Here is a 25,181-nt window from a genome sequence, read left to right as displayed (position 1 = left end):
TACAGGAGAAATAATAATGTCTCAACTAAATACCGGTCAATCAAAAGCAGTATCTTATACTTCTGGTCCCCTGCTTATTCTTGCAGGCCCCGGATCCGGGAAAACATTAACAATAACACAGAAAGTACTGAAACTGATCAATGATGGAATATCTCCGGACAGGATACTTGCTCTCACGTTTTCAGAAAAAGCAGCTGGAGAAATGCAGAACCGAATAGAAAACGACATTGGAGTTGGCACTGGTATTACGGTCTCAACATTCCATTCTTTCTGCAATGATCTTATTCGAGAGTTCTCACTGGATCTGGGTATCAATCGAGGGACAAGGCTCATTTCAAAGGAACATTCCCATGTATGGGGTACAAAGAACATTGATCTATTTGGGTTTGACCATATTACCCTTCCTTCCAAACCCACAGACCTTATCACAAGTCTTCTGGAAGGTGTTTCACAGTTCCATGATCATCTTATCCCTCCTGAAGAACTTGAAACATACGTTTCCACTTCTCTTACATCCGGTGCTACTCTTACAGACGATGAAACTGACCAACTGCTTAAACTCGGAGATCTTGCAAAATTCTACTATCATTATCAGCAATACAAATGGAAGAATAATTTCATCGACTATGATGATATGATACACCTTGCCTGTAATCTGCTGGAGAACAACCTTTTTGTAAAAAACAAAATAGGAAGCCGTTATGACCACATCCTGGTAGATGAATTCCAGGATACTAATTATGCACAGCTGCATCTTATTCATCTCATGGCCAACGGGGGAAATCTTACCTGTGTGGCAGACGATGACCAGTGCATCTACAGGTTCAGAGGTGCATATCTCTCAAATATCAGCCAGCTAAAAACTTTCTATCCTTCTCTCGAGAAGGTTACCCTGGATGTGAATTATAGATCTACTGAACAGATCGTGGATATTTCTCAGCAGCTCATCGAGATAAATCCGGAGAGAGAACAAAAGAACCTTGTCTCCAGTAATGGTGTCGGTGAACTGATAAAGGTAGTCAAAGCTCCTGATGACGAAAGTGAAGCTGAGTGGGTTGCAGGAGAAGTAAAAAGGCTTGTGGAAAAAGAAGGCATTGAGCCTCGGGACATTTACATCCTTACACGCAAAAGAGATGATGGCAGAAAGTTCAGTGAAGCCCTGAGGCTGCAGATGATACCAGTAGAGGATGTTGGAAGGTTACAGCTGACCTATTTCCCTGTCATCCAGGAAGCACTTGCATATATGAGAATAGTATCTGACCCTTTCAATAACGGGATTTCATTTGCAAAGGTGTTATCAAGGGAAGGAGTAAAAGAGCAAAATCTGCAGAAGATCAACATTACGGCAAGGCAGCTTGCCCGGAATAATAATGCTATAGGTGACGGGATATACGAAGTTCTCCTGAACCATCTCGATAATATCAACATCGACCAAAAGGACCTTGTATCTTCTATCATCACCAGAATTCAGGAACTGATAGTGCATAAAAAGAATCATGTGCCTTCTGATACCCTGAAGCATCTACTCATAGAAAAGACAGACCTGTATCGTTCTGCATTACAGGAAGATACCAGAATATCCCGAAAGAACATCGAAGTATTGAACGCTCTTGTAAGAATGGTTGAAGACCTTGAACTGATCGGTGGAGGTTCAGAATTTGAAGAGGTCATGGAACACATGGCACTGGTCTTTGACATGGATATCGAGGATGGGGAAGCAGGAGACGAGAACACTGTAAAGATAATGACCATCCATCAGTCCAAAGGTAAAGAAGCAAAAGCAGTTTTCGTATGTGATATGGCTGCACGGCATTTACCATTACAGCATCAGAAGAAAACATTTACTGTACCGTTGAAGCTAGCAAAAGGAGTACAGCGGGGTGTAGAAGAGAAAGTGCTGCACCTTGAAGAAGAAAGAAGGCTTGCTTATGTGGCCATGACCCGGGCAAAAGAGAAGTTGTATCTGGTCTTCCCTGAAAAGTATCTGGTAAATTCTAATGCTTCAAAGCCAAGCCAGTTCCTGGAAGATATCGATCATACACAGAACACGCTTGTGGAAATGATCGATGCAACTGCAAGTACGGGACAATACGGACTTACAGCAAATTCTCCTCTGCAGCTTAAGATGAACGAGTATGAGGCCATGGTAAGCATGTATGCCAGACAAGGGCAGCTGAAGCAGGCCCTGGAATCCCTGCTTGTACTGGCGCAGTTAAGGGAGCTGGAACAAAGTGGAGATCCTGCAAATTTTGATATGCATAGATTCATGCAGGTCACTTTGAAGGATCCCACTGAACTGCAGGACCTTATTGATGACAGGTTACCTGCTCTGGTCGATCCTGCCATGAGATTCTCGGCATCAAAAATAAAAGAATATATTGATTGTCCGCTGAAGTTCAAGTACAACAATATTTTACATATACCCACTCCGCACAAAACACATCTGAAGGTGGGTACCGGGATGCATGCTATTTATGAGGAAATGGCAAGGCAGAAGATGCAAGGTAAGACACCACTAATCTCTGATGCTATGAAAATGCTTGATGATACCTGGGATGGCTCGGTCTTCCCATCGGCTACCCAGGAAAAACAAGAACATAGTAAAATGGAACAGATGTTAGAATTCTGGTTCCAGTTCGAGCAGACAAATCCAAATGAAACTGTCGCAATAGAGGAACGTTTTGACCTTTCCATAAATGGATCGCCATTCACGGGTTTCATAGACAGGCTGGACAGGACACCTGTCGGCGATTATATTGTTATCGATTACAAGACGAATAAGACACCGTACACAAAGAACGAACTTAAGGAAGACGTGCAGATCGCCCTTTATTGTCTGGCAGTGAAAGAAAAGTACGGAAAACTGCCTGTTAAAGCAGGTCACTTGTATGTGCATCCCAATGTGGCTAAACTGACCCTTATAGATATCGAGGCTAAGAATGTCGATGCGGTCCTTGAAAAGGTAAAAGGGGCTGTTGAAGGGATACTGGATGAGGACTTTGAGCTGAAGGTCCAGCCGAACTGCTATTTCTGTGATTATAAGGGGATATGCGAGTGGAAGTAAGAGAACATTCTAAAGGTTAAAGACATAACACCGATAATAAACATTGATACTATATAAGTAGCAAGTTCAATAGTTTAACTTGTCATAACATTCTCAAAAAAGAATAGTAAAGGATGATTGGTATGCGTAAGCAGGTTAAAAATGAAAAAATTCATCACTGGCTTTCAACGGAGGAATTACTTGGACTGATAAAGGATAATGAAATGAAAATTATGAAGTTGAAAATTAAACTCAAAAGGACTGAAGAAGAGATTGAAAAGTTGAACGAAGAGATAAGCAATGTTTGCAAAGAAAAAAATGTAAAGTCTTCTAAATACAAAATAAAAGAAGAAAGGATGCGGGAGATAAAAGAAGAGATGCAAGCCGTAGAAAAAAAGAAGTCTGAGATTAATGAAGAATATGAACGCAAATTGTTAGTCTTAAAAGCTGCAAATGCTCGTAAAGAAAAAGTTGTAAAAGAAAGGACATTGTCTGAACAAATGTTTTCTGAATGGGTTAGAAGGCAGCAGAAAAGAACAGAAACAACAACATACTACTCTGCCGAGTCAGAAATACACAAATTATACTCACATAATCTAGAAGATTTAAAATTGAAATTACATGATTTACACGTTGAATGTTCAAGATTGGAAAAAAATGATCCATTGTGGTTTATAGAAAATGAAGCAAAAGAGATTAAAAAAGAAGCAAATGAGAGGACAATAAAGTTAAGACGGCTGATTGACCTTAGAGAGAGTCAATGACATAAAAAGTAAAATATCAGAAATAGAAGATCAAAATCATAAAATTCGTGAACAAATAAAAGAGATGGATAAATATACTAATTCAATGATTGATTACAATAAATTTGAGCCAGCTTCACGTAAATGGGGATTAAGCAAGCCTTAGAATTACTAATTTCTCATAAAGTTGACTTATATTTTCATTTTAGATCAGCTATGTTGAAATTTTCATTTGAATTAAAAGAATCAAATCTAATTTCTGCGAGAACGTTGGATTTGGCACTAAGAATAGTATTGAGAAATAATCTATTCAATCTCCTAACTGTGGATAAGTTCTGGAAATATCAGGACACTGATAATTTTATGAGGTGTTTTGATGTCCAATGAGCCACTTTTTATTGCAGGTAATAATGTAAAAGTTATTAGTACAGGCAAAATTGGGACAATTAATAAAGTAATTAAAGGCTCACGAAGTTATTCTTATCAAGTAACCGTTGAAGGAAAAACGCGCACTTTTGCAGAGAAATATCTAGAACCATATTCAGTTCAAGAAGATAATCTAGTGGAAAATTTCTATACGGAAAATCTTGGAGGTTGTTCTCAATATAAAATATTTCAAACATGGTTCCGACTCTCGAAACCTCTTGAAAGCAACCTCTATAGTTATCTTGGTAGTAAAACTATTTTCAATCCACATCAATTTAAGCCTTTATTGAAATTTATATCTCCAAATTCTGATGAGAGACTTTTTATCGCTGATGAAGTTGGTGTTGGAAAGACTATTGAAACGGGGATAATTTTAACTGAAATGCTTGCAAGAGAAAAATTGACACACAGTACTCCTATCTTAATAGTATGTCCCAATGCACTCATAAGAAAATGGGTAAGAGAGATGAAGGAACGTTTTCGTCTTGATTTTGAAGTACTTGATGGTAAAAAACTCAATTATGTTTTGAATAGTACTATACAAGATGGTATTTTTCCTAAAAAATATGCTTTTTTTGTAGTTGGTTTACAGTTATTCAGAAGAAGAGAATATCTTGATCTTTTAATTGAATTAGATTCAAAAAGAGAAGAAGCAACATTTGGTATGGTGGTAATCGACGAAGCACATCATCTGCGAAATACTGATACCGACAGTAATGAATTAGGTAGCTTATTGGGAAATATGACTGAAATGATGCTCATGCTTTCTGCTACACCTATGAATCTCAGTAGTGGTGATTTGTATAATCAGATGCATATTCTAAATAACATTGCTTTTCCTGATAGAACAACATTTGAAGCCCTATACAATCCAGTTGTTAAAATAAATCGCATAAGGCATTCATTGTCTCAAAACTTGGTTGAAAAGAGAAAAGAGATATTTACTCATATAATGGAACTGGAAATGGATCCCTTAGGCAAAATCATATTGCAACATGAAGAGATTAAAGAACTAATCAACAGACTAAATCAGGATAAGAATCTGTCTCCAGATGAATTCGTTAGATATGACCGTTTGTTATTGTCATTAAATCCGCTCAGCTACTCATTCACACGAACCAGAAAAAGAGAAGCTTTGGAACACCAAGTTCAGAGAGAAGTTTTAGAATTACCGGTAACTCTTTCGAAGGAAGAACTGAAGTTTCAAGATCATGCATTAAAAGTAATCCAAAATTATTATTTGTCTATAGGTAAAGATCCTCAAATACTCGGATTTATTACAAACACTTATCGTCGTATGATAAGTAGTTGTATACCAGCTATGAAGGACTATCTTGAATCCTCCATAAAAGAAAACAAAGTATTCGATCTACCAAATCCCTCTGAGCTCGATGACTATGAAGATGATTTGGAAATCAGTAATACTGCACTGCCCACGACTTTAAAAGAGAGTTTTCAGGTGTTATTAGATGATCTGGAAAAAAGATGCAATATTGATAGCAAATATTCTCAGTTTAAACATATGCTTGATAAAGTAATTTCAAATCCTGAAACTCATCAAGTAATAGTATTTTCTTTTTTTGTAAGGACATTAGAGTACCTAAAAAAGAGTCTTGAAAGGGATGGATATAGTGTTGGAATTATCCATGGTAGCATTCCCTCAAATTCTAATGGTCAGGATGTTGTAGACAGGTATAAGACAATGGATTCTTTCAAAAATGGAGATTTTGATATTCTTCTTTCCAGTGAAGTTGGGGGAGAAGGTCTTGATTTCCAATACTGTCATGCAATAATCAATTATGATCTTCCATATAATCCAATGAGGATAGAACAGAGAATTGGAAGAATTGATAGATTTGGACAGACTGCCGATAAGATAATTGTTGGAAATATGTTTATTAAAAATTCAGTTGACGAGGAAATCTATGACCGCCTATATCGCAGGATCAATTTAGTAGAAGAAGGCATCGGCGCATTTGAACCAATAATGGGCACAGAGATTGCTGATATTCAAACCGCAATAATTTCAGGAGGCCTTTCTGATGAACAAAAAAATGAAATATCTCGACGTTTGCAGGAAGCTATCGAAGCAGCAAAAGCAGAATACGAACAATTTGAGAAATACAGGACAGAGCTTTTAAGTGATGATTACTTTACTAAACCAATAAATAGAATCTCTGAAGGAAATTTTATCAGTCCTTCAGATGCCATAGAATTAACACAAAACTATTTGTCTATGCATGAAGGTTGCACTTTCAGTAGTCTTGATGACAGCGGTGGTATTATAGAATTATCTCCAAGCCTTGTCACTCAACTAGAAGCCTTTTCAAGGAAACCTGGAAATGAAGGTGCATTTAATGAGCTTAAAGCATTATTTGGGTCTAGTCCAGTAAAAGTTATTTTTGACGGGCAGCTCGCAGAAACCTATCAGGATTATATTTTCCTCTCACCTACAGGACATTGGTCACGCTTTTTGACATATCAGCTAGAAAAAGAAAAACTATTGCATAAAATATTTAGATTTTACCTTCATCCATCGGAATCATATATTTTAAATGGAGAATATATTGTATTTCTTTTTGAAGTGCGCATGGAAGGCTTGAGAACAGAAATTGAATTTTTAGGCTTACCTGTCGACATCAATACAAAAACAGTTTATAGAACTTTATTTGGAAAAATCCCTCGCTTGCTGGCATGTGATTCTATTGATGGTACTACAACAATTGAATCTGATTATATTGATGTTAATGAGCTCTTAGAGATTGCAATGGATTATCTTAATGAAATTGTGGAAGAAAAGAGGCGTGTTGCCTCAGAAGAAAATCGTTTTAAAATTGATAGTAGAATAACTGCTTTAACACAGTCCTGTAAGCTACAAGTCGAAAAACTACAAGAAAGTCTCAATCGGTATATTGAAAAGCAAAGATCTGAGGGGAAAACACCTGATGAAAGATTTGTACGTTTAATGAAAGGTCGAATTGATAGCAAAAAGGCAAAACATAAAACTAAAATCAATGAACTACAACATCGTCAAGAATTGTCACTAGATTATAATTTGGAAGCAATTGTTCATATTAAGGTTTGGTAATAATTATGACTAATGTTATTTATGATGTTATCAGAGAAGAAAATATTGGACTTTATGGTACGGCTGTAAATGAGTATGGACCTACATTACTGACAGAACTTTATAGTGAAAAAACTCACTTTATATATGAACTTTTACAGAATGCTGAGGATGCTTATGAGAGATTAAATAAGGAAGACACACGTATAAAATCAGTTCATTTCGAGTTATATAATGATCGATTAGAGATAAGACATAATGGAATACCCTTTGATGAAGAAGACATAAAAGGCATCTGCAGATTGGCCAGTGGAACTAAAAAACAAGATATATCTCAAATTGGGAAGTTTGGAATTGGTTTTAAATCTGTTTATGCATATACCAAATCACCTGAGATATACAGTGGACATTATTGTTTCTGCATTAAAAACTACGTGCATCCGTATTCAATAAATCAGAGAAATGACATAATTAAAGGCCAAACTCTCTTTGTAATACCTCTGAACAACGATAAAATTAACCAAAAAGATTCCTATTTGGAAATTAAATCTAAATTAATTGGTCTTGGAGCAAGGACACTTTTATTCCTAAAAAACATAGAGGAGATTACGTGGAAGATTGATGGAACATATGGAAAATATTATAAAAAATCGAACCACGAAACAACATACTCAAGAGCCATACTTTACTCAGAGTCTAATGTAAGTGTAATATCTATTGAAAACTGGCTTAAATTTAGCCGAACAATTTCAAATGAGTGTAATAATAAATCGAGTGTAGAAATTGCATATTTAGTTCAAAATGACGAGAACTCAAAAAAAGAACAGATTATTTCTGCAGATAACACTCAGTTAGTGGTTTTTTTCCCTACAGATAAAAAAACTGGCCTTAGTTTCCTCATTCAAGGTAATTTTCAAACAACCACTTCCCGTGATAATATATTTAGTAATGACTGGAATAAATTATTAATTGAAGAAATTGCTATTCTTACTGCAGAGAGTCTCGATAGAATTAAAGAAATGGAATTACTTGACGTCTCTTTTTTACAAACTCTTTCAATAGATATCAACGCACTTAGGTATAATTCTACTTTTTTGCCTATATCCAAGAAAATAAAAGAAAAATTCCTCGGTGATAATGCTCTCCTTCCGACATATAATGGTGGATATGTAACTGCAAAACAAGCAATATTAGCCAACTCACAATCATTAAGGGAATTATTATCTTCAAAACAGATAAGTGATTTGTTGCATCGTGAAAATCTTCAATGGCTTGATGGAACTATTACAAAAGATAAAACTCCTGAACTTCGATCTTATTTAATTACTGAACTTTCTGTTCCTGAAATCGACCCAGACAAGTTTGCGAGGGATTTTTCTGTTGACTTTATTGAGAAGCAGTCAGATGAATGGGTAAAAAAGTTCTATATTTTTCTTTTAGATCAAAAAGCATTGTGGAAGAAATATTATCAAAAAGGCCCTCTTCTATCAAAGGAAATCATAAGGTTAGACAACAATTCCCATGTTATTCCCTTTAGTGAGGAAGGAAAACCTAATGCTTATTTCCCATCCGAATTCAGAGAACGTTTTCCAACTATAAAGGATAACATTGCCAACGACCCAAAAGCAAAAGAATTTCTCGAAGAATTGGAATTACAAAAACCTGATGATATAGCAGAAATAATTGATATAATATTGCCTTTCTATAAAGAAGATAAAAACTTGCCAATTGACAAAGAAGTACATTTACAACATATAGAGTGGATTTCAAAAACGATACTATCATCAATAAATTCAGACCGAAAAAGAGAGTTGTTGGAGATATTAAGAACAACGCCAATATTATATGCAAAAAATATCTGTACAGGAGAAATTTTATTAAAGAAGCCTTTAGAAATCTATCTTGGTGAAAAATATACAGGTCACAGGGATATAGAGACTTTTTTTGAAGAAAATTCTAATATTTACCTTCTAGATAGTTTATATTCCAATTTGAATTTAGACAGAATTATATTTAAAAAGTTGGGGTGTAAATCTCAAATAAATATTACCTGTAAATGTAGCGAATGGGGAAATGTTACAATTTCTAGTATGCATGGCTGGCATAAACGAAGTTTAAATGGATTTGATCCAGATAGTGAGATTGAAGGATTAGAACATGCTTTAAAAAATATCACTGTCCAGAAAGCACATATCTTATGGAGTATTTTAGAGAATAATTCCAAAATAATTTCTGGAACAGTTGAATCTTCAAGTCGCCAAGACTATTCGAACTCTACAAAATCAGAAGAGTATTCAAAAGCAGGTAAGTTACTAACTGAACACCAATGGATTCCCGACAAAGAAAATAACTTCCATCTTCCATCAGACTTAATGTTATCAGATTTGCCAGATGAATTCAATATAAAAAGCCCAAAAGCTAAGACTCTCGCAGAAAAACTTAAACTAAAGGCTCAATTTATGTTAGAAGTAGCTGAATACTTAAAAGAAAAATGTCCAGAACTTGAGGGAATTATTAATGAAATCCAGTCACTTGACGAAGAAGATAGAATGAAACTTCCAGAACTAATCGCATCTTTGAAAAAAACAAAGCAGTCCCAAAAGAAATCATCAATATATAGTCTACTTGGAAACGAAACTGAGAGCACACTAGAAGAACATAAACAATTATCAAAGAAATCCTCATTTTCTCATCTGTCTGGAACTCAAAATGAAAGCACATTGGAGAAACAAGAAAATTTACCAAAGAAATCATCACCATCCGATATTCGGAAGAAGTTCGAAAAATCTCTTAGTAAACATGGAAAAACTTATTTCAAAAATACAAATAACTCCGGGTGGGATAATAGTGTTTCTCCAGAAGAGGAAGAGAAAATCCGTCAAAAATATAGTGATAAATTCCATAAACGGCTTGATGGAATTAAAATCAAAAGAAAAAATAGTCACTTAATTAAAACTGAAATATATGATAGCATCGATCCAAAACAGTTTTTATTTGAACAATATAGAGGACATTGCCAGTTATGTAACACAAAATTAAATATAGGTAGCAATCAACCGTATTTTTCCATTTATAGAATCGTTGAGACCGAAAATGCTCATGAATGGACTAATATGGAGTTTAATGTTATATGTTTATGTCCAAATTGCCATGCTTTAATGAAAAATCATCCAAACAGAAATCTGGACAATATTTTAAAAATTGCAAAAAAAATACTGAATTATGAAGTTGCACCTGAAGAAGTTAAAGAAAGAAAGGGAGATTATTATATAATCGATGTTGTTGTTGGAGGCAAAAAGCAATATCTATATTATAAACCCATACATATGCAAAAAATAGCTGCTTTTGTTGAAAAAACAAATAATTAAGATTTATTACTAAACCTATTGCAGTATAATTTTATTGATGTTAGAGTAGTCTTCATATACATTCGTTTTAGATATACTCTTAAATTGTAAACACAAATAGATAAAATTATATACTTACTATTCACTATAATATACTATCTATTAACTCATAAATATAAATCATTACCAAAAAAACGATGAAAAACATACATTGTCTTTCTTTCAGGGCTGGAGGGTTAAAAATGAACAGATATCCATATGATTCTCTGGAAATATTAGCACAGGCTGAATGGCATTTCAAAAAAGATACTGCTTTTGACAGGGCAATGGCCTGTATAGCATTCGACAATTCCATCGAGTTCTCGATAACCACTTACCTGCAGCAAGACTACTCGCCTGATGAAAAGTACATCCAATATGACAACAACTATGAAACTTACCTGAGCAGTCATGAGCAAAAGCTCGAATTCTTCGCTGAATATCTGCAGAAGAATGATCTGCAATGCGACTTTACCATTGATGATTTCAAAAAGATGCATGTCCACGCCGGATGGTTCTTTGTGCCTAATCCTCATTATCCGGGGTATTTTGATACTCCTGCTAAGGAGTGGGCAGAAGCTTACAGGAAAGCTGCAATACAGGTATTCAATGCATTCTACGGAGCAGATACTGAGAATCTCCTTCTTCGCATGGAGCAGGAGTATGGCAAAGAGATGAATTACAGGATGAGCAACAAAATGAACCTGGGTATTTCCTCGGATATCGTTGAAGTTACAAAAACGCTTAAAGATCTGGAGGCATACCTGAAATTCGCTCTTTCTGTAATGGAGATCGTCCCGTACAACTCGGAACTTTCTTTGCTTGCATTGTGGAGACTGTTCTTCACCCACGTCGAAAGTGCATCTGAGGAGATGGATAATGCAGTTTTCAGGGCAGTTTCCATAGAAAAAGCTCTGGAATATGAGGGCAGTGTGAATCTGCGCATGCAAATTATCCACAACATCATGGATGAGGTCAATAAGATTGTTGCTTTTGTGAAAGATTATCCCATGTCATCCAATATCGTACATGAACTGCGACAAAGGCATTCCCGGTGGTTGAGACCAGAAATAATCGCAGTGCACATTGTGCAGAAACCGTGCGTTGTCCTTTTGGAAACAAAGACTTATTCTGATCAGACCGAAACAATAACAAGAGAGAACCTATCGGATATCATGAGCTCTTTTTCTGCAAAATCTACCGCAGTGGAAAACGCAAAGATTTTCATGGACCTGGATTCTTGCTCTATCTCCATGGTGACCAAACTGCTGGTACCTGAAGCAGAAAAGGAAATAGCTGAGATCTATAATACAAAGTTTTACAATATAATGTGATTTTACACCATCAAAAATAGAGAAGATACGAATTTGTGAAAACATACTTAAGCATAGCGTTTTTTGTTATTTATATGCTTTATCGTGATGTGTGAAGCTCAAAAGTGTGATAGTCCTATGGGTTTCATCGAGTTCGTATATGAGTACAAAGTGCCCAACATGAACTCTGCGAAGCCCTTTTAGCACATTGCGTAGTGGCTTTCCACAAAACGGATTTTCCAATATATTATAAACCGTTTTCTTAAAACGATCATATAGAGCAGGATCCTTTTTAAATAAGACTTTTGTATCTTTCTCAAAATCAGGAGATAAGATGATCTGATAAGTCATTTTTCAAGGTTTGTAAAAAGGTCTTCTGCGGTATCAAATCTAATACCTTTTCCATTCTGGACTTCTTGTCTTCTGTGCTCGACCTCTTTAACAAATGCCGGATCCAAAGAATCCTCTGAAGGATATATTGTTTTTGGCGCATCCTTTTTACTTCCTGATCTGCGAGGATTTTTGAAAATATGAGCACTTTTCATACTATAGTAGTTTCGAGTCTTATGCATATAAACATATTGATGTTTTGTATGAATACTTGTTTTTCAAGAATAAAATAAAGTAACCTAAATCAGTTGTTAATGATATTTTTACTCCGCAACAGCCTTCTCACTCCCCAGATATGAATCTATCCTGTTCAGACTGAAGTCCACGCCCTCATACAATTTCTTAAGCTCCACCTTGAGGTACTCGCCTGAGTTGATGATCTGGGTAACCTTGCCTTGCATAGTGTTGATATTCTTGATAAGTTCCTCTATCTTCTGGACCTCTGAGGAGATCTTGGCTGTCTCAACTGAATATGTATGTGTTTGCTGATGTTTTAGCAGCGTTCTTGCAAGCCTGTAGGCAAAGTGCAGGTTCTCATTATCCATGTATGTTATTAGGTATGAATCTGTGATCTTGACACAGTTGAATTGGCTGGGCATTTGCTCTTGCTTGGCAAAGAGGAATATTCCATAGGCAGCGTTCCTGTTGTCTATGGCCTCATTGATCTCTTCCATGGTCTTTTTTGCAGTATAGCCTCCGGCGTCTTTACATTCGACAACTATCCTGCACTTTTCATCACCATCGATATCAATGACAATATCTCCTTTCTTGGCTGACCTACCTGCAGATCTGCCAACCGCTTCTACTTCATCCTCAAAGCTTGAACTCATCTCCAGGAGCGAGTTGTAGACAAGCTCTTCAAAGTCAAAACCTTTAGCAGTTCCTCTTTCTTTTTCCTCTGCAACCGCCTCTGCCTTGAGCACTACGTCCCGGATATCTTTAAGCTCCTGCTCTCTCATCTCCTTGATCCTTTCATTCAGCTGTTGCATTTCCTGCTCTTTGAGTTCCTTGAATTTCAGGAATATCTCCCTTTTGAGCTTTTCAGCCGGGGAATCTGTCTTGTGAGGGTCCAGGAGCTCTTTTATGGCATTCTCATCTTTGCCTGTGGCCTCTTCAATGTTCTTGATCAGCTGGTAGAAAGGACTGTCAGTGTTCTTAAGGTCAAAGGACTGGTCCAGAAGCTTGCGGACCTCGCCACCATCCTTATTGAAATATCCATCCACCAGGACCTTGAACTTGCCGTTATCCTCATCAAAATAATCCAGGATCAGGCTTTGAAGCTTGTAGAGAGGACTCGTGTTCTTCTCCAGGCTGAAAGTATCATCGATCTTCTGCGTGACCTCTTCAGACTGCTCCTTAAAAACATCCCTGGCCTGCTGCAAAAAGTCATTGAACTTCTTTTCCACATAGTCCACATTATCGGTCAGGATCATCTGCTTGAGTCCCGCACACCCGACTATCAAGGCTCTCTCGATCCATTCTTCCCTGTTATCCTTATCACATAGAAAATTAAAGACATCAGGATTTGAAATGGTCATATTCTCGATCAGGATCTCTTTGGAAGAATTGTCAAGTGTTATGGGCATTGGGGTGTCTCCGTAGAATTATAAGTGAAGTATAGGAACAATAGTAGATAAATATTAATATATTTATATAATTACTTTTAATTGGATAAATTTAAGTCATAAATAGAAAATGAGAGCAGAGGGAGAATTGAAGTGTTTTTCACTTCAATTCTTTCACTTAGAAAGTTCATTTTCAAAAGACTCATAATTGCTAGCAACAGTGAACCCTACATTTGTACCTAATGCTTTGAAGTGCTCACGACCGCAATCAATCTTACCTTGCTCTGTGGGCCTCAGAGCATTATTAAGAATACTTCCTTTTGTTTCAACCACAAAATACAGCTTCATTTGTCCATCTTTATCTACAAGTACAGCCCAATCTGGAATATAGCTACCTAAAGGTGTATCAATCTTGAACCAGTCTGGAAGTTTTGCATATACCTTTACATCTTGATTAAGTTCAAGGGACTTTGCAAATTCAGCTTCCACATCTGAATCATAAACTACATGATCATAGACTGACTTTTTACTTTGAAGCATGTTCTTGTTTAAATAGCCACACAATTCCTTCTCTTCGAACAGCTCTTGAGCATAGTAATGTTCATCGCCTATCTTTTCATATTTGATACCATCAACAATGAACAATCTCATTTGATTTTTTATAATAGCAGATACTTGTTCAATGAACTTTTGTGGATTGTTACTGAATTCAGAAAGCCGTTCACTTTGCAAGAGTATCTGAACCAATGTTTTTCGGGTCAGATTCGTTTCATTCTGCAGATACGTGATGATATCTGGAAGGACAAAATCTTTAGATTCATACGTATGAGATGTTTCAGATATCAGATTTGCATGAACTCCTCCTCTATCAATCTCTGTTTTTGCTTTTCTAAATTTGAAGCGTGCTTTTCCAACACTGAGAGATTTTTTTATTTCCTCAGCACATATTTGAATGAGCTTGTCAGAATCAAAATCTACCCTAAAAGTGGTTTTGTACTTAATGCGGTCCCACAATTCCTTGAATTCCTGGCTGTCAAGGACAGCACGTTTCAGACTAATCTTTTTCTTATCAGCTGCATTCTTGATGTTCAAATTCCCGGCTACTTTCTTCAATGCTGTACCTATCTTGTCTGCATTGTCCTTGAATTTCTCCGGTATATCAAGACTACCGGTTTTCAGATCCGAAATCAGCTTATTCTGCACCTTGCCTTTCACATCAATGTAACCTTTGGATTTCAAATGTTGCCATATCTGTTCAGATGCCTCGAATCCAAGATGAGTTACTGTATTGGTCTCAGCTGGGATTATTATGTTTGCAAACAAATGTTTTTCAACTACTCCAAATTTGATTCCTTCTTCCTCTTCTATTTCTTTCTGGAGGGCTTCAGCAAACTTTTCATAGGACTCATTAGCCATGATTGTGAGTGTATTAACTTCAAAACCATGGACACGCTCACCATTCTGATTCACTGCAATGCGTAACCCACGTCCTATCTCCTGTCGCTTTTTCATGGCAGACTGCGTTTCGTTGAGGGTGCATATCTGGAAGACGTTCGGATTATCCCATCCTTCCTTAAGAGCTGAATGTGAAAAGATGAATTTTAATTTAGAATCAAAGCTAAGTAGTTTTTCCTTATCACGCATTATCAATTGATATGCATTTTCATCGGCCTGGGTCTTTCCTTCACCTGACGAATCCTTGAGTATTTCATTTCCAGAAGAATCTTTCTTCTTATCAATGGCAAAATAACCATTATGTACGCCCTGACAGGCTACTTCCGGATCATTTCCATTAAGAAGAGCTCTAAATTTAGGTTTACTGATCGTCTTGATGTATTCTTCTTCGAACATCTTAGCAAATTTACCCTTTTCAGGGTTACCGTGTTCATCGTAGGATCGATAGTTAGCCACGCGGTCTATAAAGAAAAGACTCAGTACTTTAATGCCTTTAGATGTCAAACGCAATTCTTTTTCGAGATGCTCTTCTATGGTCTTTCTGATCTGCAGGAGTTTATATTCATCAGGATTAACATTACCGACTATCTGCTCTAAGCGAAGAATTTCTGGCTTGCTTGTGAAGTCAATATATTCATTTCCTTTTTCACAATAGATATCGTTGATGATATATCCATCATAGACACTGCGCCCATTGGATATCTCAAGTAAGTCATCCCCCTGATGAACTGTCTTGTTTGTACGCTTTACAGAGCCATCTTTCTGCTGGATATCCAGTTCTATCTGGGCATTGATCTTTCCTTTTGTGTTATCCACTTTTAGCAGTTTGATGTAAGCTTTATTGTGACTGTCCTGAACCTCTATTCCGGCTACCTCTATCTGTTTGACGAGCTTTCTCTCGTAAGCATCCACTGAATCCAGCTTATAGACCATGTGGTGTTTATCAACGTGTGTTGCTGAGTAACGCAATGTGCACAGTGGGTTAAGGGAAGCTATTGCTTCCTTACTCTTTTGAGTTCTGTCCACACTTTGCGGTTCATCAACTATGACAATAGGATCTGTGGCTTGAATGAACTCAATAGGACGTGAACCGGTCATGCGGTCATGAGGACGATGAATTATGTTTGCCTTATCCTCTTTTTCAGGATCACTGAAGCTCTTCCTGAAAGCATCGATATTTATGACCATTATCTGTATAGTATCACTGGTAGCAAAATTACGTACTTGTCCAAGTTTTTGAGAGTCATACACAAAATAGTCAAAGGCTACGTTATCATAGAGTGCCTTGAAATGTTCTTCAGTAATTTGCAGAGATTTGTAGACACCTTCCTTGATCGCCACGGATGGGACCACGATAATGAATTTTGTGAAGCCATAAAGTTTGTTCAGTTCAAAGATCGTGCGTAGATATACATAGGTCTTCCCGGTTCCTGTTTCCATTTCCACTGAAAAATCAAACGATTTTAGAGACTCCGAAGGAGCCAGACCATTACGTAACTGAATGGATCTTACATTATTGTGGATATCTTCTTCTAACAATAGAAGTCGATTGCCTATTCCAAGATCTTTCTGTGGTTCGTTGGGCAGTTTCATCTGAGGGTCATACTTCAAAGGTGCTACTGTGAAGTTTGTCTTGCATATTTCCTGACCTTCAAAGATACCTGTTATCGCACTAATAGCTTCATGCTGAAAATCCAGGTTCGGATCAAAATGTATCTTCATGTGAACACCTCATATGCTCTTCACATCATCGATACCTGCGAGCTTCAGTATTTGCAGAGTATTAGTCTTAACAACATCGCCCTTGAATCCCAAGTCCTTGAACACGACCCGCACAATCTCAGGCTGCAATTCTTCCTTCAACTTGACAATACCTTCAACAACATCCAAAGTAATGTCATCATCCAGACAAATGATAAGTGCTCCTGCTCCTATCACAAACACATTCTTTCCTGCAATTTTTCTTTCCTCTACAGGTAGCGTTAGGTCCAGCCCATACTTAAGCAAGATCTCATAAAGCACATCATGTTCACTGCGTCCGTCCTTGATGTTACTTATATAATCCTCAAGTATAGTTTGCAGGTTATCCTCATCCACATCCCACGGCTTGATGTTGGTAGAATCCAGCTTGAATACCTTGAACCCAAGGTCCCCTTTGTAATCAGGAGATTCCTCTTTGATTTTCTTAATAGCACGGCGAATACGCTCTTTTCCAATCTCGGCTATTGTCTTATAACCTGCCTTGGATGCTTCAGAATCCTTATCACAAGGCTCTGGAAGCTGTACCATGATAAACTTGCGATTGCCCCCATCCTCTTTGTTAAGGTCCAGGACTGCATGGGCTGTGGTACAGGAACCGGCGAAGAAGTCAAAGATTATAGCAGATTTATCGATTGCGCTGACACATTCAATGAAATATTTAATCAAATTAACAGGTTTTGGAAATGGAAAATTCTTACTCTGAAATAATTGATTCATTTCTTTTGTTCCGTCTTGGGTCATACCAACAGTTGTTGGTAAGTGAGTACTTAAAGGTACAAATCCAAACAAGTCACCAGCGTTTTTTTGGTCATCTTCTTTAAAATATCTTAGTACGGGGTTTGAGATTTTTAAAAATGCATAATCGCCAGGGAATATAATTCTACTTTCTTCATAATATTTCTGGAATGTATCCTTCGTAATTCTCCATACATTATTAGGATTTGCAGGATATTCTTCACCAGTTTTTGGATTTACCATTGTAAAATAACTATTAGGCCTTTCACTTGCACTTGTTTGTTTTGTCATATCATGTATGCGCCACGGTTTATTTGGAAAATCGGGCGATTCGTAATATTTCCTTGGTGATCCTTTTTTTGATGCTTTGAATTGATCGGTTTTTGCATAACATAATATCCATTCATAATCTTGTGAAACACCAAATGGTACATCAGATTTTGCAGTTCTCTTTCTCCATGGGATTTTTGCAACAAAATTCTCCTCACCAAAAATCTCATCGCAAATATTTCTCAAATTTGCAACTTCATTATCATCAATAGAAATGAAAATCACACCATCATCCTTCAGCAAATTCTTTGCTAGTTTCATACGTGGGTACATCATATTCAGCCAGTTAGTATGATAGCGTCCTGAAGTCTCGGAGTTGGTAGAGAATTTGAAACCTTCATTGTCTATCTGACCGGTGTAGTGGAGATAAGTAGAGAGATTATCTTGATACTTGTCAGGATAAATAAACTCGTTACCGGTATTGTAAGGAGGATCTATAAATATCATCTTGACCTTTTTGTAGTAGGACTTCTGGAGAAGTTTAAGAATTTCGAGATTATCACCTTCTATGAAGAGGTTTTGAGTGGTATCCCATTCAATAGACTCGGCAGGACATGGGCGCAGTGTTCCTATGCTTGGAGTCTGGGAGATCATACGAGCTTTGCTCTTTCCATTCCAGTTGAAACCATAACGCTCGTCACGGTCTTCTATGTATTCACCAAGTAGCGCTTTAAGTACATCAAAGTCTATTTTTCCGTCAGTGAACACCTCCGGAAAGATATACTTTAATTGTTCTATATTTGCAGAAACAATGTTCATGCTTTTATTGTCTATTTTTAAATCAAGTTTTTGAATCATTAGTATCCTCCATTCATATGCTGTAGATATATCCTATAATTAGTTCTCCGAGTATTCTTTTTGAGTTCTACAAAATAGAATTATAATTGACTCATACTTGCGATTAATTCAGAAATTTTAATAGTGTCATAGCCATTCGCAATTGGTTCGATGACCCTGTAAGTAGCACGCTGGTTTAATCTTTCCGTAATGTCGTCCTGAGGAGCTAAATCGCGATTGAAAGCAAAAGGTGAATTTTGCAATAAAATTCGAGTTGCGCCTCCTACCAGGTATACTTTGAAATCACCAGATTCCAATTGTGATTTTAATAAATCTTTAGAAAATGAATAAACAACCATAACATGATAGTCTTTTGTATATTCATATTTTTTAATTTCGTTATAATATGGTCCCAAAATTTTAAAATTATGACTAATTGCAGCATCCACACCTTTATAGGCAAAAGATGAACGTACTTCAACGGTTTTAATATCTCCTCTGTTATTAATAATTTGGATATCAATTTGGTTTTTAGCATTTTCAAAAGAAGTTTCTTGTGCTTTCATATCTATCCTATTTAATTCGAAATACTGATTTAGCCAAGTTCTCCAACAATATTCAGCAATAGCTCCTCCTATACAATCCTTTATTTTCATATTATTATCTCTAGCTAAGCTTGAATCGCGTGCAAGTATTGGATTTACTTTTTTAGCCAAAATTATACCCTTTTCAATTAAACTATCCAATGTCAACTTATCGGATGGATTATTTCTAAAATTAAATTCAATACTGCGAAATATCTTCCCATTGAAAGGGACTCTATATTCTTTTATCTCCATCAAATCACTCTAGGTGTTAATGTATGGTACTGCTTTTGAAAAAATTCTCTGTTATGCTCAAGTTTTATCTAATATTCATATTTGAGCAGTACTACTGTGAAGTTAGTCTTGCATGTCTCCTTTGAATCCCGAATCCTTGAACACGACCCGCACTGTCTCAGGCTGCAATTCTTCCTTCATTTGACAATACCTTCAACAACATCCATGCTTTTACCATCTGTTTTTGCGTCAAGTTTTTGCATCCTCTATTTCCTCCATCAAAGTCCTATTGATATAGCCTTTAATTGCGTCTCCATTTGTTTTATTTTCATGTTAATTTCAAGTTTGTTATTGAATTGCGTTTCAGAACTCAACTTTTTACGCATGTCAGATATCTTTCCTTTGAGTTCGTGACACATAGCAAGTTGCTCCCGTAGCATTTCAGGGTCATGTTTGCCATTAAGCCGGAATTCACCGCTGAAAGAAGCACAATCAAATGCAATGAAACGGTCGATAAGTGCATCATACAAGTCAAAGAAATCAGTATGTGGAAGATCTTTGATGTTCAGATTCTCAAGGAACAACCGTTCGATGTCAGTTAGTGATTCCATGTCCATCCATTCAGTTGTGAAGAACTCTTCAGCCACTATTGCTCCTTTTTCTGCCAAACTGAATCTTTTAGGAGCTACACTTAACGATATTTTTGATCCATTGCTTATAAAACGTGACTCCAGATCATCTTCCACTTGCAAATCTTGTGTAGAAGCAACCTGATTTAGAGAAAATACCAATAATAAAGGATAGGGTATTGTTCGATGGATCACCTCAGCCAATCGTTTATAGCTTTTCGGTGAACGTAGCACTATATCCAGTATAGCCACTTCAAGATATTCTCTTTGTTCATCAGTATATGGTTTTACTTGAATGTTATTAGGTTTAAGACCATATTGCCACACAATCGATTCTACATCATCCTGAAAGAGCTTTTTATCAGCTGTTGTAAGTGCACCATTATCAAAAAAAAGTTTCTTTGATACCCGCTTACCCAGATAAGCAGATTCAGGAAGGTCAATCATACTAACCAGTATATCATTCATTTTAAAACCTCCTTATCAAGTATTATCAAATAAGCAATTACCTCAAAATCATCAATACCCTTGAAAGAATCCTTGTTGATCACGGTCCCTCCCCTGTGGAAAAGACTCTCAACACCATACTCCTCTGCTTTGCCAGTGATTGCTGCAACAGCCTTCCCAAATAAATTCCTATAATGGCTCATATTGGTTCCATTGTGTGTATAGCCATTGAACAATGAAACAGCAGTTCTATCTGGTATCGATCTGTTAATAGAGATCTTCTTGAAAAGGTCCAGTATCCTTTTTGCATGTGTGAAGTTCAATAACACTTCACCATTATCAGAAACATATACGAGGTAAATAGGTGATAATGCATAAGTACTGTCAGTTTTAATTGCATTGTTCTCATTACGCATACAAAATATCACACCAGGCTTCAGCCCTTCCTCACCTATATCATCCAAGCTGACCACAGAGAACATTCCAGGATACATGTGCTCAAGGACTCTTGAATTTATCTTCATATATTCAGCAAGGTCCATTCTAAAATCATTGAACGTGAGATCAGTGATAGAGATACCCCCACCCAGATCCTCAATATCAACAACCTCTTCCTGAAGCCTTTCTAGCTGTTTACGACGGTATTCAAGATCGTTCATTTTACCAGCATCTGAATACTCGATAACGTTCTCTTCACCGGTTGCAGAGATATCAAGAAGTACCATCCTTCCTGAAACCCTTGCTTCAAGATTTATATATTCGTCAAGCTCCATATTCGGCCAGAAGTTGACAAGCTGTATCACTTCGTTCTTTGAGCCAAGACGATCGATACGCCCAAATCTCTGTATTATACGTACTGGATTCCAATGGATGTCATAATTAACTAAGAAATCACAATCCTGCAGGTTCTGACCCTCAGAGATACAATCTGTAGCAATTAGAATATCAATCTCATCCGAAAGTTCGGGGCTAATTAGACTTCTCTCTTTCGAAATAGGTGAAAAAGAAGTAATTATAGATGCCATATCCTTGCGTATTCCTGGCATAGTTGTTTTATTATCACCAGTTCCTGTGACTATTGCACAATGAAGACCTAATGAGGTCTTTGACCAATCGGCAACATTGTTGTAGAGATACCTTGCAGTGTCAGCAAAAGCCGTAAAGATGATGATCTTATGGTTATTCTCGTTTATAGGGTCAGATACTTTTTTATTTATCAGATCTTTTAACTGCAAGAGTTTAGCATCCCTGTTAGGGTCTATCTGCTTAGCCGCAAAAAGCACCTTTTGCAACAGTTCTTCATCTTCCTGAAGCTCCTGTTTCCAGCGTATACGGTCCACATCTTGTATGAGAACCTTTACTTTATTCCCGACAGCATAAAGTGAGAACTCCTCATTTTCTATCTCTATCTCTTCAATATCCAGCTCTTTGAATTCCAAATCATCATGAGAATCAAGAAGTTCTATTATACGACGAACTTCAGATAGCAGTTTTTCCACGGTAAGTGAAAAAGAATTGATTGAACTTTCCATACGTTTCAAAAGATTGACACGCATGAGATGTATGAGGCTTTCCTCACGATCGATTTGCTTAAAAACAGATCCACCAGCAAGTTTCATATCATATTTGCGGCTGTATTTATCCATATACTGAGGAAGAACATATTTTAAAGGTGCATATGCACTCAGATTCAGCCTCCGGATATCACGGTTTATTTCTCCGAGGGCAGGAAACCTGTTTTCTGTGTCAATATAAGCTTTGATATTGATGGGTTTTGCGCGTATAGGAAACCTGCCAATCTCAGCAACATCGTAGTATTTTTCAATATGCTTCCTAGAGCGTGCAATGGTGAGCAGGTCTAGAAGCTTGAAGTAGTCGAAATTCAGAGTATCAAGCAATGATTCAGTGGTACGGTCTGCTTCTTTAAGTTTCAACCACTGATTAAAACGTGCCTGTGCCATTTTAAGAGTTTGTTCTATACTTATAATACCCTGAGGCTCAAGAGCATGATCTACTCCTTCTGTGATAAAAAGAACCTGGTTCTTTAGGTCATTCATGCGATTGTTTACTGGTGTTGCAGAAAGCATCAGAACTTTTGTTCTGACTCCTGCTTTTATTATTTCGGCCATCAATCTAGAATAACGGGTAAGTCCATCCTTACGCGGTGGATTATTCCTAAAATTATGTGATTCATCGATCACAACTAGATCATAATTACCCCAATTAATTGTTTCAAGATTTATCTCGCCAGAATAACCTTTGGAGCGAGTAAGATCGGTGTGGTTCAACACATCATAATTAAAACGATCAGCTGCCAGAATATTACGCTTGTCATTGACAGTATAAAGTGTCCAATTTTCACGTAACTTCTTTGGGCAAAGTACAAGAACTCGATCGTTTCTCAATTCATAATATTTTATGATAGCAAGAGCTTCAAATGTTTTTCCAAGTCCAACACTATCTGCAATTATGCAACCGTTATATCTTTCAATTTTATCGATTGCTCCAAGAACACCATCACGTTGAAATCTATAAAGTTTGTTCCATATCAGTGTATCCTTTATTCCGGTTTTTGTTTTTATTATATTTTCTTCCTTAATTTCTCCAAGATATTCTTTGAACACATTGAAAAGAACAATAAAATAAATGAACGATGGTGATTTATCAGAATATATTTTTTCAAGTTGTGTAATAAGAATACTCTTTATATCATTAGTATTCTGTTGATTGTTCCAAATTGAATCAAACCACTTTAGAAGATTCTTGGTTTCTTCTCCTGTAGTAAAACAGAAGGTGATATCAAAAGAATCAGAAGGAGTGAATCCAAAGCCTTCCGCTGAAAAAGGAGAACTACCATGTATGGCTATTTCCTCTCCATTGGGTTTCGTAATATGATAAAGGCTTTGCGGAATCAGAGTAGCTGATGTCCTGATCTCTGCTTTTTTAGTTAACCATATGGCACACTCATGTGCAATCTGTGAAATATTCAGATTATTACGAAATTTTCTTTCCATTTCTGAGCCAGTAAGTCCTTTTATAAAAAAATCATTCACTTTTTGATTTTTAAGTTCAACTGAATTTTGTGGAAGAAGAAAACGAAAATGGTCGATTTTTTCTAGTTCTTTTTTAAGCTCAGAATAACCAAATATAGAGAAAAGCCCTGATACTACTGACAAATGGGAGCCTTTTTCAATGTGTTTTCGAAGTTCTTCACCAACTTTCCCGTTTGTCCTGTTATCTAATAACATGATTTATGTTTCCTTTGCAGTTCTAAGTAGTATCCAATAATGTTAATGAGAATTTAGTTTAGAAGTACTATCGTTTAAAACACTATTGCTTTTATTATATATAAATTTGCTATCTATAAATAGTTAAAAGTAGATTTACCCTTCAAATTAATGGAGAAGTATGGCAATGCATTATTATTATAAAATTCAGTCACTCTTTTGATTTATAGTACATGCTTTTAAAAGTGTACTTTTGAAAGGGCACAATCTATCTATTATAGTCAGTTCTTCTTATTATTCAAAATTACAGTTCAAAACAATTTGATGTAAAGGAGTCATATTTTTACTAACTACCTTTATATTTTGTAGCACTCACATTTTTACATTGCACATAATCCCCGAACACTAGCTGCCCACACCTTTTCTGCTGTTCGATCTTGTCCATGACCTCATCTTTAGCCGAGGTCTTTACATTTACACGGATGTGCCCTTCAGTGATATTTCTTCCGTGTGCACATGTCTCACAGGGAAGCATTCTCTCACGCCGGGACTTATCCCGTGGCTGGGATAGATAACCTAGCATTAATCTTTTCGATTATGTCTGCGGTCTTTTCCGGAGATAGCAGGCACTGGTCGAAATAAAAAGATCATGCAATGCTCGAATAATAGTGATTGCTATTGCGCTTCTATTCAGAAAACGTACCTATGAAGAAGTAAACTTTTAATCGACCGTTTAATCTTTATGAGACTAGTTTTGCTATCTGTCTGAATGATATATGAGCAAATTATACTTTCTGATACTGGTCTCTTGAGTTTGATTAATGAAATTACAGAACATGATCAGTATGATCTGGATTCGTATTATTCAGAGGTCCCTTGATCCATAATGAAATTCATAAGAAATTAACCACTTGTCTTTGCTGGAATTCATGCAGAACCGATTCAATTACATACCTAGCTTTCTCAGAGATCACCTAGATCTAACAAATGATTACAAAAGTAATGATTATGCAATTCTACAACAGAGAAAAAGAACTGGCACTCACGCGACTGCTTAATTAGAACAGTT

The 25,181-nt window shown here is 36.6% G+C and carries 14 protein-coding genes; 5 read left to right on the top strand and 9 right to left on the bottom strand.

Features of this window, described 5'->3' with window-relative positions; all coding sequences use genetic code 11:
* Positions 1-16 precede the first annotated feature (16 nt).
* The 5 genes from METHO_RS12430 to METHO_RS12405 all read left to right on the top strand — a co-directional run bounded on the left by METHO_RS12430 (position 17) and on the right by METHO_RS12405 (position 11,999).
* Entirely contained in the window at positions 17-3,064 is a 3,048-nt protein-coding gene (locus METHO_RS12430; protein ID WP_015313861.1) for an ATP-dependent helicase, read from the top strand.
* A gap of 122 nt (positions 3,065-3,186) precedes the next feature.
* On the top strand, positions 3,187-3,807 hold the full coding sequence (locus METHO_RS12425; RefSeq protein ID WP_015313860.1) for a hypothetical protein: 621 nt from the start codon (positions 3,187-3,189) through the stop codon (positions 3,805-3,807).
* 355 nt (positions 3,808-4,162) lie between these two features.
* Positions 4,163-7,300 (top strand): DEAD/DEAH box helicase, encoded by a 3,138-nt coding sequence (locus METHO_RS12415; protein WP_015313859.1) that lies wholly within the window; start codon positions 4,163-4,165, stop codon positions 7,298-7,300.
* A gap of 5 nt (positions 7,301-7,305) precedes the next feature.
* On the top strand, positions 7,306-10,647 hold the full coding sequence (locus METHO_RS12410; protein ID WP_015313858.1) for a sacsin N-terminal ATP-binding-like domain-containing protein: 3,342 nt from the start codon (positions 7,306-7,308) through the stop codon (positions 10,645-10,647).
* Positions 10,648-10,868: 221 nt separating this feature from the next.
* Positions 10,869-11,999: a hypothetical protein gene (locus METHO_RS12405; RefSeq protein WP_015313857.1), complete on the top strand. Its 1,131-nt coding sequence runs from the start codon at positions 10,869-10,871 to the stop codon at positions 11,997-11,999.
* A gap of 66 nt (positions 12,000-12,065) precedes the next feature.
* On the opposite strand, the gene METHO_RS12400 is transcribed toward METHO_RS12405, so the two are convergent.
* The 9 genes from METHO_RS12400 to METHO_RS12360 form a co-directional block, all read right to left on the bottom strand.
* The gene (locus METHO_RS12400; RefSeq protein WP_015313856.1) at positions 12,066-12,329 is read right to left on the bottom strand and encodes a type II toxin-antitoxin system RelE family toxin; all 264 of its coding nucleotides are present in this window, start codon (positions 12,327-12,329) and stop codon (positions 12,066-12,068) included.
* A complete protein-coding gene (locus METHO_RS12395; protein ID WP_048831368.1) occupies positions 12,326-12,523 on the bottom strand; it encodes a hypothetical protein in 198 nt (65 codons plus the stop codon). The genes METHO_RS12400 and METHO_RS12395 overlap by 4 nt, the downstream gene beginning before the upstream one ends.
* A gap of 108 nt (positions 12,524-12,631) precedes the next feature.
* Positions 12,632-13,954, bottom strand: a complete 1,323-nt coding sequence (locus tag METHO_RS12390; RefSeq protein WP_015313854.1) for a restriction endonuclease — start codon at positions 13,952-13,954, stop codon at positions 12,632-12,634.
* A gap of 153 nt (positions 13,955-14,107) precedes the next feature.
* Positions 14,108-17,110: a type III restriction-modification system endonuclease gene (locus METHO_RS12385; RefSeq protein ID WP_015313853.1), complete on the bottom strand. Its 3,003-nt coding sequence runs from the start codon at positions 17,108-17,110 to the stop codon at positions 14,108-14,110.
* Positions 17,111-17,119: 9 nt separating this feature from the next.
* Positions 17,120-19,012: a site-specific DNA-methyltransferase gene (locus METHO_RS12380; RefSeq protein WP_015313852.1), complete on the bottom strand. Its 1,893-nt coding sequence runs from the start codon at positions 19,010-19,012 to the stop codon at positions 17,120-17,122.
* Between the two features lie 80 nt (positions 19,013-19,092).
* On the bottom strand, positions 19,093-19,830 hold the full coding sequence (locus METHO_RS12375) for a hypothetical protein (RefSeq protein WP_015313851.1): 738 nt from the start codon (positions 19,828-19,830) through the stop codon (positions 19,093-19,095).
* Between the two features lie 257 nt (positions 19,831-20,087).
* On the bottom strand, positions 20,088-20,906 hold the full coding sequence (locus tag METHO_RS12370) for a DUF4391 domain-containing protein (RefSeq protein ID WP_015313850.1): 819 nt from the start codon (positions 20,904-20,906) through the stop codon (positions 20,088-20,090).
* Positions 20,903-24,133: a helicase-related protein gene (locus tag METHO_RS12365; RefSeq protein WP_015313849.1), complete on the bottom strand. Its 3,231-nt coding sequence runs from the start codon at positions 24,131-24,133 to the stop codon at positions 20,903-20,905. Before METHO_RS12365 ends, METHO_RS12370 begins: the two co-directional genes overlap by 4 nt.
* Before the next feature lie 325 nt (positions 24,134-24,458).
* On the bottom strand, positions 24,459-24,695 hold the full coding sequence (locus tag METHO_RS12360; RefSeq protein WP_015313848.1) for a hypothetical protein: 237 nt from the start codon (positions 24,693-24,695) through the stop codon (positions 24,459-24,461).
* Between the last annotated feature and the right edge of the window lie 486 nt (positions 24,696-25,181).

The sequence above is a fragment of the Methanomethylovorans hollandica DSM 15978 genome, assembly GCF_000328665.1.
Taxonomy (GTDB): Archaea; Halobacteriota; Methanosarcinia; order Methanosarcinales; family Methanosarcinaceae; genus Methanomethylovorans; species Methanomethylovorans hollandica.
This window is presented reverse-complemented; position numbering and strand designations above follow the sequence as displayed.